This is a genomic window from Pseudofrankia coriaricola (assembly GCF_032027725.1).
GTDB lineage: Bacteria > Actinomycetota > Actinomycetes > Frankiales > Frankiaceae > Pseudofrankia.
In genome coordinates this window covers 1-16972 of record NZ_JASNFO010000147.1, presented here as the reverse complement: position 1 = coordinate 16972, position 16972 = coordinate 1, and the positions used below count along the sequence as shown (strand labels likewise).

The window sequence follows — 16972 nt, the reverse complement described above, 5'->3', positions numbered from 1 at the left end:
GAGCAGTCGTTCCGGATGTCCAAGACCGACCTCGCCGCCCGGCCCATGTTCGTACGCACCAAAGACGCAATCGAAGCCCACCTGACCATCGTGTTCACCGCGCTCGCCGTCGCCCGCGCCATCCAGAACCGCACCGGCCTCGCGGTCCGCAACGTCATCCGACAGCTCCGCCCACTCCGCTCCGCGACCATCGCGATCAACGGCGCCGCCCAGACCTTCCCACCCGAACTCGACCCCGAACGGAGAACCCTGCTCGACGCCCTCACGGGCAAGGCACTAACCAAATGACCGAACTCAGGTCAGAGGGCCGTGGGGAGTAGCGGGGGGTGTAGCGCCGCCGCTACACCCCCGGCTCGGCCGCTACCTCGTCGGCGCGGCGGCGCTGGGCATCGCGGACCGCGTCGGCGCGGGCTTCCTTCTGGCGGCCCTGGAGTCCCTCCCAGACGAACCACGGCACGCGGCCCGCACACTGCTCGCGATCGGCGGGAAACCACGAACGACCCTCACCACCCGCCGCGCCATCGCGGCCCGCCCCTACGGCGTCGGCGCCGACCGATTCGCCCGCGCCTACGAGGACGACGTCATTACGACACTCGCCATCGCACTGGCCGAACGCGCCGACCCCAATGCGACGCTGCCCAGCAGTCGACCACGGTGGCCGCCGCCACCGTTCCGCGCAGCCCGCCGCCGCACCGCATGACCCGAAGATATGATGCTTCCCCTCGGCAGGGTAGAACTCTGCATGTCGTCACGTCCGAACAATGGAGGGCCCTATGCCCGTCAGTCCGCGGCTTGAAAGAAGGATTAGGAAAGACTTTCCCGCGGACTCGGAAGCCGTAATTTCGATGCTCCATGAAGCGGAACGTATATCGCTCGGCGACGACGGCGACCGTAACGGCGACGCCCGTGGCAGAGAACGCATTCTGGGTGCGGTCATTGTGGCATCCAGGGGGGACATCGACAGGCTGATCGAGGCCTTGGAACTTTTGGTGGTGGACTGGCGCGATCTGCTGATGGAGGCTGACCTCGGGGAAGATGACTGGCCTTCGAGACTGGACGAATTTCTTGACTCGGAAGACGGCTGATCTGGAAGTCGCGTGACCTGGCTGGTCTGCCGACCAGATTCTTGAAACCCTCGCCGCCTGCTGCAAATGAATTGACGACTGAGGACGCGGGCTGTAGCTAGCGCACAAGGTTGACGTCCAACCGCTTCGCAAACGACGCAAGCAGACGAGTAGCCTCGCGGAGTGATCTGGGCGCAGCCAGAGATCTCCTCACGTCGTTGGCGAGTTGGGAAATGCTGGCGATTGCGAGCCCTGAGTGAATATCGTCCGAGCAGTCGACAAGGTCACTCACTGTCGACTCTGCGTAGGTCCACGCGCTGGCATGCACTTGGGCTCGGGCCAGGTTGGCCAATGAAAGAGACAAATAGAGATTGTCCGATCGGGTTGCAAGATATTCTTGCCACGAGTCGATCGCATCCTCATACTCGCCCAGATCATCGAGTAGAGCGGCTTCATGCCAACGCATCTGTTCATCGTTTATCCACCATGACCAGTATGGGTCGGTGTCTCTGGGGCCGTCGCCGAACTCGGCCATGGCCTTCTGTCAGACTTGCTTTGCGTCGTTCTCCCCGCGCCGGGCGAGTGCGCGTGCCTCACGCAGGTGGAACAACGAGGACAGGCGGGGCGAGAGTTCCTGCTCCAGTACGCCGCGTGCAAGGTAAAGCGACTCGGTAGCCCTGTCTGTTTCGCACATATGCATGGACTCATTCTGGATAACAAATATTTCCATGCTACGATCACCTGCTGCTGCGGTGTGGTGCAGTGCCCGGCTGTTTGCCCGGTCGACGTCATCGGGTCGGGCGGCGTCGATGAGCTGCCAGCCGGCGACCTCGTACAGTTCGGCGGCTGCCGCGTGTGCTTCGGAATGATAGCCGGGACGGACTCCCGCTTCGACCTGACGTCTGCCGACTCGTCGCCCCGTGGAAAGGGAAGATCCCGCGCGTGCGGGGACGACCGCTGGTCTGGTCTGTGGCCACACACGCGACGCGGAAGATCCCCGCGCGTGCGGGGACGACCGCCACGCGACCTTTCCTCACCGAGGACGAGCCCATGTGGCGCTTCTTCGCTCCCGAGCTGCGCCGGCGGCTCTCCGATCTCCAGGCGGCGGCCAGCACGGCGGACCGGGTGCGCGCCGCGCTCCACGAGATCCTTCCTGCTGGCGACAGCGCCATGGCCGCGGTGGCCCACGAACTCGCCACCAGCCCCCGCACCCTGCAACGCCAGCTCCAGGCCGAGGGAACCAGCTACCAGACCGTGCTCACCAGCACTCGCGAGGAGCTCGCCCGCCACTACCTCACGAACAGCACGCTCAGCACCGCCAAGATCGCCTACCTGCTCGCCTACGACGACACGAACTCCTTCTACCGGGCCTTCCGCACCTGGAGGGACGCACCCCCGACTCCGTTCGGGCCGAACACGCCGCACGCCCGCACGCCCTGTCCGTCGTCTAGGCATCCGCCGCCGCGTCGACCCGCAGGGTCGACGATCACTCCATGGCACCCGTTGTCCATGTCCTGTGGCACGTCCAAATGTAACCACGAGGGTTACATTTGGAGTTACATTCCCCGCCGATCATGGGCCAGTCGAGCTGGAGGCGCTGCGCGCTAGGTGCGGCGGCCCGCCAGCAGGTTGCGCTCTGTGGGCTATCGGTGGCTGCCCTGGTGGAACCGGTGGGCTGACCACAAGTGTGGGTAAACGGTGGTCAAGATTTAGACCGCCAACCGGGCGACCGCTAGAATCGCGCTTGCCACCTGGACTTTCGTGGGTGCCCCCGGGGAGGCTCGTACAGCATCCGCGCGACTTTCGGCGTGGGGTCCGGGGCTCGGCCCCGGAGCAACATCGCGCGGGAGCCTGGGAGCAACCTCCGAAGGAGTTGCGAACAGGCAAAGCCGATCGTGTGCCCCCGGCGGGGAACCTCGTAGAAGGGGGAGGCGCTGACCTGGGTGTTTCCGTCGGGCAGCTGGTCGTGGAGGCCAGTTTTGAGGTTCGGTGGGGTGGGCGATGAGCGCATCATCGCCGGTTCCGGCGTCGGACGCACGTGGGCGCGGCGTGGCGTTCACTGCCGTGACTGTGATCATGGCTTTGGTGGTGGGTCTGACGTTTTTGTTCGGGTTCGGGAACGTGTGGCTGCTGGGGTTGCGGTTGGGGGTGCCGGGCTATGTGGCGCCGTTGGTCGCGCCGGCGGTGGATTTGTCGGTTCTGGGTCTGTTGATCGCGATTCGGGAGCTTGCGGTGCGGGGTGCGCCTCGTGAGGAGATTCGGCCGGCGCGTCGGCTGTTGGTGTTCGCGAGTCTGGTGACGTTGGCGCTGAACGTCGCTGAGCCGGTTGTTGCTGGGAATCTGGGCAGGGCGGCGTTCGACGCCGTCGGCCCACTTCTGCTGATCGGCTGGGCTGAAGTGGGACCAGGCCTGCTCCACGATATGCAGCCGGTCGGTCCAGACGGCGTACCGCCGATCCCGGAGTCGGCCGAAGCCACTGAGGTGGAAGGCGAAGGCAGTCCGAGTCGGCCGGTCGCTGACGGGGTGCGTGGCGCGACGAAGGGGTCGCGACGGGTGGATCGGAAGGCCCGGGAGCAGGATCTGCTGCATCGGGCTCGGGCCGAGGACGTGCTGCACTGGCAGGAGCACCAGCGGCCGATCTCCGCGGAGACGCTGCGCAAGCGCCTGCACGTCGGCGCTCCGACCGCACGCGGACTGGTCACGCAGCTACGTAGCGACATCCATACCCGGATCGACGCCGCCAGCGGCCCTGCCGGTGGAGAACCGCAAGACGCCAACTAACGGACGGTGGTCCCGTGCTCGCCGCGTCGGTGGGCACGGGTCGCCGAGGGATGTCTACGCCGATTGCCGACCCGGCCCTGCTTCCGGACATCGAGCCGGATGAGCACCGCCCTGTTCCGCAACAAGGGGCCCTGGACCGGCCACTGCGATCTCGTGGTCCCGGTCGCGGAGTACATCGACTGGTACAACCACCGCCGGAACACGGCGAGATCGGCCTGGTCCCACCCACCGAGCACGAGGCCGCCTGGGCGGCCAGCCAGACAGGCCAGCAGGACGCCCGGCAACTCGCGGGCGCGTGACAACTCAGTCTCCACCAAACCCGGCGCTTGACACGCCGTAACCATCCTGCGTCTGGCCGGCACCACCAACATCGCCGCCGGACTACGCCACCACGCCCGCCGACCCGAACGACCTCGCAACACGATCATGAAGCTGAATTGCTAACCGGCAACTTTGCCGGAGCCCTGAGAGGAGGACGACCCGCAGACGGAATTCCACACCCCACCCATGATCAACCTTTGGGGAAGCATCTGTAACCCGGCGCGAAGATCACAGTAACAGCCTTGTCACCGGTCTCCTCCGCTCGTCGACCGGCCCGCTAGCGACCGCTCAAGAACCGGTCACCCGGCCGCGGCGGGTGCGCCGCCTGCCGCCGTGCTGCGCCGAACCGCGTGCTGGTAGCGTGATGTTCGTAACGCTCGGGGGCCGGCCTTCGCCGGAAGCGCGTTCACGGGGAGCCGAATGTCGATTCGCGACGTCGATGCCATCGTCAGCACCTTCCTAATGACCGACGATGCGGGCGTTCGACGCTATAGCCCCCTGGCTGGGGGCACCGACCTCGACGGCACCGAGATTCTTCCTGGGCTGCTCTACCGCTACCGGCAGCTCGACGCCGGGTCCCGGGCGGTCTCGCTCCAGATATTCCTCGATGTAGGCGAGATCGGCGGGCGGCTATGGGATCAGGAAGTAAAAGTCCTCCTCCGGGTCGCCAATCTTAGCCATCCCGCTCTTCCTGAAGTTCTCGATGGCGGCCACCTCGATGCCGACAAGATCGCCACCGAAGTCGGCGTTCGCCACAGCGCCGCCTACATCCGGACGCTCAGCGAAGAGGACATCGAGGCCAGCGAGATCGGCGATCTCACCGCGGCGATGCAGAACGATCCGGTACGTGCGCTCGGCCAGCTCTGGCGGCTCGCCGACGCCTTGGCGATCCTGCACGACGCGCGAATCGCGCACCGCAACCTCTGGCCTGGGACGCTGCAGTTCTATGTCGACGGCGGGCATCCGGCACTCCGGATCAGTCGGTTCGAGATGAGCGCCCTGCTGTCGAACATCCTGCGGGCGTCGACCGTGGACTCGTCGGGCCACGAGACCGTTCGCGGCCTCTATCTGGCGCAGGACGCGAGGTCGCTGCGGTACACGCCGCCCGAGCGGGCCCGCTTTCTGCTCGGCTGGTCCGATCCGGAGACGCCTCGCGCGCCGACGGACGGGCCGGGATCGGCGGAGGCCGACACTTTCGGCCTGGCCATGATCGCGGCTGAATGGTTACTCGGCACCTTCGACTCCACCGCGCCCGACGCCGGCGCGGTGCCGACGCTGACCGACCTTCTCGCGTTCCAGCGACAGGTCCGCGTTCAGGTACGGACGTCACCCGCGATACCGCCCGCGCTCGGCGCCCTGCTCGACGACATGCTCGACCCGGATCCGCGCGGCCGCCCCACGTCGGCGCAGGTTCTCGAGCGCCTCAGCCGTAACCACGACGGCATCGTCACGCTGCTCGAAGGCGCCCCGGGCGCGGATTCCCCGCCCCATCTCCTGCTCTACCTCGCGGACACCCGTGACAGGCTCGCTGAGTGGGGCCTGATCGACCCCACGGACACAGATCCGCGCAAGATTGCCGAAGTTATCGAGCAGGATACGCGTGGCGCCCTCGTCGTGGAGAGCCCCGATGGGGCGGAGCCGTATCTGCGAAACTGGCGTGGCACCGCGCCGGAGAAGCTCAGGCAGGCGAGATGGGTGCTGATCGGTCCGCGGGCCGCCTGGTTCTGCCGCCCCTATGAGCAGCGGGCCAAGTTCCAGCGCACGGGCGAGCTCCTGACCGACGTCTACGTGATCGGGTACGTGGCGCTGCGGGAGCGGCTCGCGAGGCCCGAGCGCGATCGGCTGCGCAAGCTCGAGGACGTCCGCCTGCGGCGCAGAATCGCCTCGGTGCACGTCGAATCGGACGAGATCGCGCCCCAGGTCCTGAACCAGCTGCGCCGCGACCGGCCCGACTGGAAACGGCTGTTCGAGACGGTGCGGGAACCGGCCGGACCGAGTCCCAGGGAACGCGGATTCCAGCGAGCGCTGGACTGGCTGCTCGAATATCAGACGGCGCAGCTGGCGGCCCGCACGTATGCGTTCCAGCGCGACCCCGCCTCGCCGCCGAACGCCGCCGAGGTCGTCCTGCACTGGGACCGGAAGCGGGATCGCGAACGCCGGGACCGCCTGCCGCCGTTGTCCGCCAAGCTGCTCGGTGACAGCATCGCCCGGCCGGCGTTCGGCCATTTCTTCGCGGACGTCTCGCAGGGTGACGAAGCGTCGCTGTCATACCTGCGCATCCGCAACGACGACCGGGGAACCGACACCAAGCCCGGTAGCTTCCGGTTCGTGCGTCATCTGGGTGAGGACACGGTGGTGGTCACGGCTGTGGCCGGCGCCGCTGTGCCAGAAAAGGGCCTACTCAGCCCACAGGACGACGACGGAACCCGGATCGCGCTGTACCGGCAGCAGGATGCCCGCGACGAGTTGGTCCGCAACCGCGTCCTCGTCAACCGCCTCCTCGATCCCGTCAGTATCCGCGGCGACGCGAGCCGCTGGCGCGGCGCGGCGGGCCGGCTCAAGGGCGAGGGCGCCGCCGTCGTGGTCGACATGCTCTGCCACCAGCCGATGTTCGCGCTGCAGGGGCCGCCGGGGACCGGCAAGACCGAGATCAGCTCGCAGGCGGTGCAGGCCTGCCTGCGGGCCGACCCGAGCGCGCGAATCCTCGTCTCGGCCCAGTCGCACTACGCCCTGGACAACCTGGCCGCCCGGATCCTCACGAAGCTCGGGTTGCTGGACGAGCAGGGCCGCCCGCAGGACGCCGACCTCATGGCGATCCGGATCTACACCGACCGCGCCGAGGATCGAGTCGACGAGCGGCTCCGCAAGTTCAGCCCAGGCGAGACCGCGGTCCGGATGCGCCACACGATCCGGCGACGGGTACGCGCCCGGTTGAACTCGCTGGTCGACGGACCGCAGGTACGCGAGGTCGCCGAGTCGTGGCTCGGCGAGCTCGACGGCAGCGAGATCGAGCTCGGCGAACGGCTGCGGCGCGGGGCGAACATCGTGCTCGTCACGTGCGCGGCGGCCACCCAGGCGAAGCTCGTCGACAACGGAGCCCGCGAGCCGTTCGATTGGGTGATCGTCGAGGAGGCGGCCAAGGCGTGGCCGACGGAGCTCGCGATGCCGCTGGTGCGTGGGCTGCGCTGGACGATGATCGGTGACCACCAGCAGATCGGCGCCTACGGCGCGGCCGAGGTGGAGCGCTTCCTCAACACCTGCGCGGACGACCCGGAACCGTCCATCGCCGAACATTTCGCCTTCAGGAAGCAGTATCTCGAGGTCTTCCAGCTGTTCGGAACCATGATCGGCCAGGCTGCTCCGGCTGGTCCAGGGCAGGCTTCCGGCCCGGTCCGCATGCTGCACGAGCAACGCCGGATGCGTGACCCGATCTCGCAGGTGGTCAGCCGCTCCTTTTACCCGGTGCTCGAGGCACCGGCGGTCCCAGCGGCGCTGCTTGCTCCGCCCTCGCCGGCCGCCCTCGCCGTCCCGGCCCCGACATCCGGAACAACCGCCTGGCCGAGGCCGGCCGCCCCGAAACAGGACCCGAGCCCACCCGGCCCGGCCGACATTCCCGCGGGTCTTCTTCTCACACGGCGGGCAGAGGAGGGCAGCGCCGTCGAGTTCCCGGAGTGGCTCCGCGAGCGCGCGCTGGTCTGGGTGGACACCAGCGGGATGCACCAGGACGAGGGGTACTGGTTCAACCGGTACGAGGCGGACGTGGTGACCCGGCTGGCCCGCTCCCTGCGCCCGTACCCGCGGCTCACCGCACGACACGAGAAGGAGAGCAGGACCGGCCTAGCGATCCTGACGCCCTACCGACGCCAGGTCGACGCGATCGGCCGAGCCGGACAGGAGCTCAGCGGCGTGGTCAAGACCGTCGACGCTTTCCAGGGCCAGGAGGCGGACCTGGTCATCGTCTCGCTCGTCCGGGACACCGCGCGGGTGCCGTGGGATCGGCCGCTCGGCAACATCGGGCACCTGGCGGACCCCGCCCGGGTGAACGTGATGCTGAGCCGAGCGCGCGACGTGCTCGTCATGGTCGGCAGTTACGAGCACTTTGCCGGCAGTGGCGTCCCGTTCTGGGAAACGGTCACCGCTACGGTGTCGCATTACGGGATCCGGCGGCCGGCGGCGACGGTGGTCGCGTGAACGACGTCGTCATCTACGTCCCGTGCCGGATCTTCGAGGTCCGGGTCACGATCGGCGCCGGCAACTCGCTGTCGCCCCTCGAGCAGCACGTCCTGAAGGCGGCGCACGCCGGCGTCGAGACGGTCTCCGGTCTCGCGGCCGTGCTGGGCACCACGCCGCGCATGATGGTCGACCTTCTCGGCGACCTGTGGCGAGCTGGTCACGTTGGCGTCGACTTCCTCGACGAGCGGGTGTCGATTCCCCCGGAGATCGGCCGGCTGGTCACGGCGGACGAGCTGCATACCCTGCCCGGCGCGGAGACCGCCGACGAACAGCGCCCGATGATGCTCAACGCGCTTACCGGCGGGCTCAGCCAGGTGAGGGGCCTGACACGGGCGCCTACGGCCCAGCTGGAGCTCCCCGAGCACGGCGACGAGGCCCAGCTCGCCGACATCGACCCCGCTGAGCTCGCGGATGCGGTGACGAAGACGCTCAACGAGGCCGACGAGGTGGCCGGGGCGGCACCGACCGCGGCTAGGCGCAAGCGGGTGATCCGCGCCTACCTCGCCCCGGCGTCGCTGACGATGCCGAGTTCGGAGCGACGCTTCCAGGCGATCGGGATCCGGGTAGCCATCAACCCGGACAGCCAGCTCGTCGTGCGGCTGGCCGAGGAGTCGCTGTCCCGGCGCCATCAGGAGCTCGCGCAGGCGCGGTTGACCCGGCTGGTCGAGAGCCATGCGGCGAGCGGATTCGTCCGCGCGCTAATGTCGGCCGCGGGCGGCCCGCCGCAGGAACCGGAGTCACTGGCCAGTGCCCTCGCCGCGCTTGCCGCGCTCGCGGACACGCTGCCCGGCACACCGCCGCAGTCACGGCCCGCACGTCACCGCGAGATCGCCGCCGGAAGCAGGCGGATCGTCCGACGGCTGCACGGGCTGGCGCAGCAGGAGGCGCTGGTCGACCTGCTCGTGGGCAAGGCGGAGCACGAGGCGGCGATTCTGCGGCTGATCCACGACGCTCGGATCCAGATCGTCCTCGCCTGCCCAGGCCTCACCTACGACGGTCTCCAGACCTACGTCGAGGCGTTGGAGGAGGCGACCCGGCGAGGAGTGCAGGTCGTTCTGCTGCGCGGCGCCAGCCGAACGGTGGCGGACGCCCCGCGGCCGATAGACAACGCGCTCAACGCGTTGCGCCGTGCCGCGGCGGGAACGTCCCGCGTGCTGGTCAGCCCGCCATCGTCGGCGGTCGTCAACGCCAAGGTCGCCTTGGCGGACGACCGGTATGCGATCGTGACCAACCTGAACTTCCTGCAGCCGAACCGGGCGAGCAGCCTGGGGCTCGGTGTTCGGGTAACGGCACTGCCCGGCCGACGGAACCCGGCGATCGACGACATGTTGCGATGGGCGCGCGACAACATGCCCGACTACGCGGTGGCCCAAGCCATCGTCACCGACACAGCCTCGTTCGGGACGCTCGCGGCCACTCCCGCCTCTCCCGCCACGCCCGGCGGTGCCCCACCGGCGGCGGCCGAAGCGGACATGTCCAGCCGAGGCAAGGAGCGAGGTGGGGCGCCTACGCCCATCGACACGGATGACCCATCGCTCACCTCCGCGGCCAGCGACGCGCCGGCTGACGACGCCGCCGCGGTCGTGTGGGCGGCCGCGTGGCGCGGCCGGGTCGAGGAGCTCGCCGCCGCGGCCGTACACGACCAGCCCTCGGTTCGCCTCATCCGCGACGGCGAGCACTGGGATCTGCTCTGGAGCGCGATGCGCACCGCGCAGCGGACATTGGTGATCGTCTCCGAGGAGCTCGCCACGGACGTGATCGACCAGGCGTTTGTCGACACCCTCGACGCCTGCGTCGCGCGGGGCGTCAACGTCACCCTGATCTATCGGCGAGCGCGGCGTGAGGATGACCGGCGGGCGGCGAGGCGCCTCGTGGAGCTGGCGACCCGTCCGGGTGCCGCCGGGGGGCTGTCGGTGCGGGAGGAGAACATCCACGCTGGCGTGCTCGTGGCCGACGACGAGGCGGTGGTAACCAGCTTCAACTTCCTCGCCTTCGCCGGGTACTACAGCGGGCGCGGGCGCCGCCGGGCGCGCTCCGAGGCAGGGGTGTGGATCCACGGTGCCGAGTTCGCCTGGCAGCTGTCGACCTCCTTCGGCGTGACCGCGCAGCGGCCGGTCGCCGGCAGTCGGGCCGCCGCCGCGGAGCGGCGAGCCCTGTCGACCGCGCAGGAGGTGCTGGCACGGCTCGCCCCGACCGCGGAGCCGATGAGAGGCGCCGAGCTGGCAAAGCTGATTGGCACTGGCCCCGCGGCGTTCAAGGTGTTGGACGCGCTGAGCGCGTGCGGCGCGGCGCCGGCCGTCGTCGAGCCCGCGGTGGCGGCCGTGCTCGGGCATGGCGACGCGACCGGACCCGCCGTCGACCGCTGGTGGAGGTGGCTGCTGCAACGGCGGTTCGAAGCGGGCGACTTCACCGTGGCAGCCGCCTTGGAGCGCCTCGTCGCGGACTCGACGACACGCGACGGCGATGGCCACGGCTCGGCCGGGGAGTCCTGGACCCGGCCGCGGCGGGTACTCGTCGACGTCGCCGCCTGGCGCGGGACGCCCAGGCTCGCCGCGGAGCTCAGCGACGCGGTGCTACGCGACCATCTGACGGACACCGAATGGGCCGTGCTGCTGACCGTCGCGGTGCACGGACTCCTCGCGACCGGGTCCGAGGACCTCGCTGACGCCGTGGCGATCGCGCTTCCTCGCTCACGGTCGCCGTGGACAACGCTCGGCACGGTGGCGCTCCGCTGGTGGGAGGACACCAGGCGGCCACTGCCGGTCGACGGTCTGCGCAGCACCGAGGCACGCCGGCTCAGGGAGGCCGACTCCGCCGACCGGTGGCGGGATCTCGATCGCGCATTGGAGGCGTTCGACCGGTTCTCACCGCCGTTCACGGTGGGGACCGGGACGCAGCGGTTCCTGCTGCGCGCCGATGGCCCGCTGAGCCTGCTGACCGAAGCGGCCCGCAGCAAGGACCGGGTCGCGTTGGTCACCTGGCTGGAGGATCCCAGGCTGGCGGACGTCGGCGGCTGGGTGGACGCGGCGACACGGGACGCCGGCAGCACCAAGCTCATTGAGGGCCACCTACGGCCGCCGTTCGTCAACCGGGTAGCCGCCATCGTCGACGCCGCCCGCGCCGTGGCCGAGTTGGACGAGGCTGGCGCCGGGGCGTCGAAGGTCTTCGACGACATGCTCGGCGCCGCCCGGACCACCGCCACATCCCTGCGCGCCGCCATGCCGGACGCCCACGCGGCGCTAGCCGGCCTCGATGCGCCCGAGCGCACGCTGGCGGACGTGGCGCTGGCGGACCTGCGGGAGCTGATGGGGATGGCATCGTCGTGACGGACTCCGCAGCCCAGGAGGACCTTCCCGCCATCGCCGACGTGTGGCGGTTTCCCGAGTTGGCCGTCGAAGATCGATCGGCCGAGCTGGTCGGCCCGCGGCAGCGGGCGCGGATGCTGGCCCGCGGCCTCGCCGACCGGTGGCAGCCGGCGGAAGCCGTCGCACGGTTCGTGGACGCCGGCGAGTTCGACGCGGCGGAGGAGACCCTCGACCGGGTCGCCGGCCTGCTCCCCAAGTCGGCGGCGAAGGAGCTCGCGCGGCGGATCGAGGCGCAGCGGGCCACCGTCGTGAACGCGCTGACGATGCGCGCCCGGGTTTTTCGGGACCGGGCCGACCGGATCAACGGGATCGCCGTCGACGTCGGGCTGATCGAGTCGCGCGCGCGAGCCAGGCGACGCGACGGCGAGGAGCTCCTCGTCACGCTCGAGAGACAGATCGAACGCGCCGAGCAGGTGGAGACCGACGACATCGGCCGGCGGCTGCGGGAGGCGCTCGGCGACGAGCCGTCCAATGCCGCCCTCGCCTGGGCGGATCAGGTCGCCGCCCTGCTCGCCGTCCGGGAGATCCGGGCCGCGCGACAGGTCTTCGACGACGGGCCCGGCACCCCCGCGCCGCTGCCGGTGGAGGAGTCGACGGCGGCCTGGCCCTGGCGGGCCGTCCCAATGGACGAAATCCTCCACTGGTTCGACGCGAGTGTCCTCCCGCCGCCCGGGCTGCGTGAGTACATCGTCGACGAGGCGGGCCAGACCCTGGTCGAGGCGATGCGGGCGATCGAGGAAGGGCCAGCCGACCAGGCGCACGCCCTGCTCGCGACGGCCGTCCACCAGCTGATCGGTGTGGAGGGGGTCGCCCCGCCTCTGCACGCGCTGGACAACGGCGACCACCTGGCCACGCTTATGATTCCCGACGAGTTCCGGCTGCCGCCGCTCAGCTTCGTGGGCCGGGGCGAGGGCCTGCGCGTCCGGATCGGTGCGGCACCACCGGCGGAGCCGGCCGCTGGCGTGTGGCTGGTGCCCCGGATCCAAGCGGAGCCGCGGCAACGCACGATCATGATTACTCTTGGCGACCTGCTCGGCCTGCTGCGGTCCGAGAAGGCGCGGTCGGGGCGCCCGCGCACGGCGACGTCGCGTCGAATCGGCCTGATCAGGACCATCTGCCAGCAGCGGGCCGTGACGGAGGTCGTCACCACCGACGCCTTCGCCGGCACGCCCCGCGCGCAGCTGCGCAACCAGGTCTGGTGGCTGCTGCACGTCTTCGGGATGACCCCGGATGGGGTCTCCGTCGACACCGTGCTCTACGAGTCCGGGGCTCATCCGGTGCCGCTGGTCCAGACCCTGCACCACCTCGTCGGCCTGGCGCGGGACCACGGCCACGCACGGCTGGAGCCCGCGACCTTCGTGGAGCTGCGGACGTCCGCGCGCTACCAGGACAACCTGCGGGCGGCGCTGATCGCGGAGCTCGGCGACGCCGCCGCCGCGGCGCTGTTCGCCGCTGTGTTCTTCGCGTCCGCCGACGACCTGCGCTCGGCGCTCGACACCATCGCGGCCGACGCCCGGCTCACGGCGCCCATTGAGCGCCTCGTCGACATCGAGGAGGTTACGGCACGGCTACGGGACGCCGGGCATCTCGTGGACGACGGCACCGGCCAGCTCGTGCTGTGCGACTGCGGAATAACCCATTTGCTACGGCTCGCGCAGCCGCACGAGGTCGCCAAGGACGCGCTGCGGCGGCTGGCTCGCGATCTCGACGACCGCACGCCCGACCACCTCGGCGACACGGCGGCCGCGCTTCAGGAGGCCCAGTTCCACCAGAAGCTGGCGGAGATCCGGCTACACGACGAGCGGGACCGCGCCGACCGCGCCGAAGCGGCGCTGGAGCTGGCGCAGGGCGCACCTGCGGCACTCATCCGCGAGGACCGCAGGCGACGCGAGGACAGGCAACGAGTCGACGCGTGGCGTAACGAACGCGTGGAGATCGACCTACGGCAGGCTTGCCGAGCCGCCGCGGCGTGGTTGGCGAAGTACGGCGACCATGTGGACATCATTGTGCTGCCCGGTGAGCCGGTCAGCGTCGTGGGCAGCAGCATGGCGCTCGAGATCGCGCTGCGGAACATCATCGGCAATGCCGAGCGCGCGGCCAGGGAGCATCGCGCCCCTGGAGCGGGCACGGTCAGCGTCGGCATCTCGCTGGCCGACGGTGGGAGCCGGGCGATCGTGGACGTCCTGGACAACGGCCCCGGATTTCCGGCCGCCGTGCTCAAGCGGATGGCGCGCGGGCAGGCTCCCGCGTCCGCGCATCACGACGGCGACGGCGAGGGGATCATGGGCGCGAAGGTGCTGCTCGCCCTGCTCGACGGCGACTTGGAGGTGCTGCCCAGCGCGGCACCCGAGCTCGGCGGCGGCCACGTACGGCTGAGCCTCGCGATGCCTGGCGGTGCCGCGGCGCGCAGCTGACCCAGGCGGCCTACTCGGGCAGCCACTCGTCGTTGAAGTCCGCCATCGCGCCCCGAATGTCACCCACCGGCGCCTGCTGTCGGATCATCGTGCGGATCTCGTCGACGCGTTGACGCATTCTGCGCTGGCTCATCTCACTTCCGCCGGATAGCTTGAGCAGCTTGGTGGCCTTACGCTCGCGGCGGGCAAGCTCCTCGTCGAAGCGCGGCAGGAGTATCTCGTTCGGGTCAGAGCTGACCAGGTCGTCGACGAGCGCGCGCAGGTTGGAGAAGTCGGTGCCCGCCGTGTTCCCCGCCTTGACGTAGAACGCGAGCAGGTTGTGGCGGCGCACCACGGCTTCGGGCTCGCCCTCCCGCGGCCGGTGGGTCATCAATATCGCGGCTACCTTCGAGCGCCGCAACGCCTGGAGCACCGCGAGGCCCTCCGCACCCCCGGTGCCCTCGCTCAGGTGCAGGTCGACCAGGATCAGGTCGAACAGGTCCTCACACTCGTCCACGACCTCCCAGAACTCCTCGAGCCTGGTCATCACGGTGCACGGGTAGTCGCCGAACATCTTCGCGATGCTGTGGCCCACTAGGTCGTCGAGGATGAGCAAACGCGGCTTCCGGCGGCGCGCCCGCTCGGCCAGGAGCGCGGCCCGCGCGTCGCGCACCCGCCTGACCTGGGTGCCGCGCAGGCCCATCGCGTCCGCGGGATCGCCGCGCCAGAGCGCGAGCGCCGCGTCGAGCGCCTCATCCGTCGGTGGCCGCGGGCCGCCGAGGGACTCGGCACACGCGAGCAACCGCTGGGCGTCTATCCGGTCCGGGCTGACATCCAGCCGGTAGCGGCCATCTTCGTGCCGTAGGCGGGGCCCGAGGCCCAACGCCTTGAGGCGGCTGACGGCCTTGTGCAGCCGGTCCGTTCGATTTCCTTCGCCCCCATCAGGCCAGGCCTCCCGCTCCAGCGAATGGACCGGGACCCCCTTCGGTGGCCCAAGCGCGAGCAGGGTAAGCACCCGGGCCAGGACCTGGCCCAGCGGGACCGGCGCACCGTCGACACACAGTTGGGCGGGGCCGAGAACGTCGATCGACAGGGCTGCCGAGACGTCATGCGCTGTCTCCAAACCGTCCGTCTCGGCCGCCATCCCGCCATCCCCGCTGCCATTCCGACCGCCGCTCCAGGCCTCGCGCGCATCCTGCTGACGCACAGCGTAGCGATGTCAGCGCGATGTCAGGCGATGCCGCTGTCCATGTCAGCCACCGACCTGGAAAGTCGCGCCAAGCCGGGACGAGACCGGCTCAGCCGCTACCTACTGACAAGGACGGACACCGTGACGATCAAACTGATGCGGGACAGCCGACCGGAGCCGAAGATCGTCTTCTTCGTGACCCCGTTCGGCATCAAGACCCTCCGGAACGGCCAGCCGTTCGACTTCGACGTCTTCTTCACCAGCGTCATCGTTCCGGCCTGCGCCGCGGCCGGGCTCACGGTCCTCCGTGCGGACCAGGTTTACGGCAAGGGTGACCTGACCGACACCGCCTGGCACGGCCTGCAGATCGCCCAGATCGTGATCGTCGACTTCACCGGCCAGTCGGCCAACGTCGCGGCCGAGCTCGCGCTGGCGCTGGTGCTGGGCAAGCAGATCATCGCGCTGGTCCAGGACCCGGAGGACATCCCGTCGGACGTGCGCGGGCACTTCCGCTATATCCAGTACGGCAGCGACTACCAGTCGATCGAGCACCTGAAGGTGGAGCTCGGCAAGGAGCTGCCCGCCGCGCTCGCCCGGAAGTCGACCGAAATGATCATCGTGCCGATGCACGTCGGCGCCGAGACGCCGGTGCCCGGCGAGGTGGTCATCGCCGACAAGGACTTCGTCATGGTCCGCACCGACGACGGGCGCCGGGTGGTGCTGAACGCCGGGGACGTCGACCCGCGGCGGATCATCCCCGACATGGCGAAGCGGTTCCCCGTCGGGACCCGCGTAACGGGTTCCTTCGAGATCGACCTGACCGGCGACGCCCGGTACACCCTGGCTCCCGGTCAGCTGAACCCGTGGCCGGCGCTCGAGGCCGAGTTCCCGCCCGGGACGGAGTTTCGCTCCAAGGTCGATAGCGTCATCGCCGGGATCGGCGCCTTCGTGCACGTGGCGCACGGGGTCAACGGCCTCGTGCCGGAGCACAAGCTCAACGGGCGGCAGGTGAACGTCGGTGACGCCGTCGAGGCTGCGGTGACCACGTTCGACGCCGAGCGCCGGCGCATCGGGCTGCGCCTCGACCGCGTGCTGCAGGTGGTGCCCGACCGCGAGCCCGGGTCGACGGCTACCAGGCCGGCCGCCCGCAGAACCGCGGAGGCGGCCCAGACCAGGGGACGGCCGGCCGCCCGCGCGGCGACACCGCGGGACACGCCCTCGCTGCCGGCCGTCGGGGCCACCCTGCGGGGTGAGGTCGTCCGCGCGGTGCAGGAACAGGACGGCTCGGGCGGGTTCATCCTGCTTCGGGTCGACGGGCTCGCGCGGCCGGTGATGCTGCACCAGACGGCGATGACGGAGGACCTCCGCGACGACCTCGCGGGTGGATTCGTGGAGATGGGCGAGGAGATCGCCGTGGAGGTCGTGAAAGTCGATCCTCGGGCGAACAAGGTCCTCGTCCGGGACCTCCCCGAGGTGGACGCCGAGCTGCTGGACGAGTCGCCGCGCGAGGAGAACGGCGACGGCCTGGCCGCGGCTGGCTGACGACCCACGCGGGCGGGGGGGGGGGGGGGGGGGGGGGGCCGGCGGCGGCGGCGCCCGCCCCCCCCGGGGGGGGCGGCCCGCCCG

At 70.0% G+C, this 16972-nt stretch carries 9 protein-coding genes and 1 pseudogene; 8 read left to right on the top strand and 2 right to left on the bottom strand.

The genetic code is table 11. The features are described from left to right. Both QOZ89_RS45320 and QOZ89_RS45315 read left to right on the top strand, forming a co-directional pair. Nucleotides 1-288, top strand: a pseudogene (locus QOZ89_RS45320) (IS1634 family transposase); the annotation flags it as partial. Between the two features lie 485 nt (nt 289-773). Continuing rightward, nucleotides 774-1085 carry a hypothetical protein gene (locus tag QOZ89_RS45315; protein WP_312630239.1) on the top strand — a complete coding sequence of 104 codons (312 nt, stop codon included), beginning with the start codon at nt 774-776 and terminating at the stop codon, nt 1083-1085. 97 nt (nt 1086-1182) lie between these two features. Here QOZ89_RS45315 and QOZ89_RS45310 read toward each other — a convergent pair whose 3' ends face one another. Beyond that, nucleotides 1183-1599 (bottom strand): hypothetical protein, encoded by a 417-nt coding sequence (locus QOZ89_RS45310; protein WP_131804067.1) that lies wholly within the window; start codon nt 1597-1599, stop codon nt 1183-1185. 515 nt (nt 1600-2114) lie between these two features. Here QOZ89_RS45310 and QOZ89_RS45305 point away from each other — a divergent pair. The 5 genes from QOZ89_RS45305 (at nt 2115) to QOZ89_RS45285 (ending at nt 14178) form a co-directional block, all read left to right on the top strand. Beyond that, complete coding sequence (locus tag QOZ89_RS45305) at nt 2115-2672, top strand: helix-turn-helix domain-containing protein (RefSeq protein ID WP_083418955.1); 558 nt, start codon at nt 2115-2117, stop codon at nt 2670-2672. A gap of 393 nt (nt 2673-3065) precedes the next feature. Continuing rightward, on the top strand, nt 3066-3845 hold the full coding sequence (locus QOZ89_RS45300; protein WP_397428964.1) for a hypothetical protein: 780 nt from the start codon (nt 3066-3068) through the stop codon (nt 3843-3845). A gap of 741 nt (nt 3846-4586) precedes the next feature. Further along, nucleotides 4587-8357, top strand: coding sequence for an AAA domain-containing protein (locus QOZ89_RS45295; RefSeq protein ID WP_312630238.1), 3771 nt, complete (start codon nt 4587-4589; stop codon nt 8355-8357). Then, nucleotides 8354-11725: a hypothetical protein gene (locus tag QOZ89_RS45290; RefSeq protein ID WP_312630237.1), complete on the top strand. Its 3372-nt coding sequence runs from the start codon at nt 8354-8356 to the stop codon at nt 11723-11725. Before QOZ89_RS45295 ends, QOZ89_RS45290 begins: the two co-directional genes overlap by 4 nt. Next, nucleotides 11722-14178, top strand: a complete 2457-nt coding sequence (locus tag QOZ89_RS45285) for an ATP-binding protein (RefSeq protein ID WP_312630236.1) — start codon at nt 11722-11724, stop codon at nt 14176-14178. The genes QOZ89_RS45290 and QOZ89_RS45285 overlap by 4 nt, the downstream gene beginning before the upstream one ends. Nucleotides 14179-14188: 10 nt before the next feature. Here the strand turns inward: QOZ89_RS45285 and QOZ89_RS45280 are convergent, their stop codons facing one another. Next, entirely contained in the window at nt 14189-15301 is a 1113-nt protein-coding gene (locus QOZ89_RS45280) for a hypothetical protein (protein WP_312630235.1), read from the bottom strand. Nucleotides 15302-15487: 186 nt separating this feature from the next. On the opposite strand from QOZ89_RS45280, the gene QOZ89_RS45275 reads away from it, so the two are divergent. Continuing rightward, nucleotides 15488-16888, top strand: a complete 1401-nt coding sequence (locus QOZ89_RS45275; protein WP_312630234.1) for a hypothetical protein — start codon at nt 15488-15490, stop codon at nt 16886-16888. Nucleotides 16889-16972: the final 84 nt, after the last annotated feature.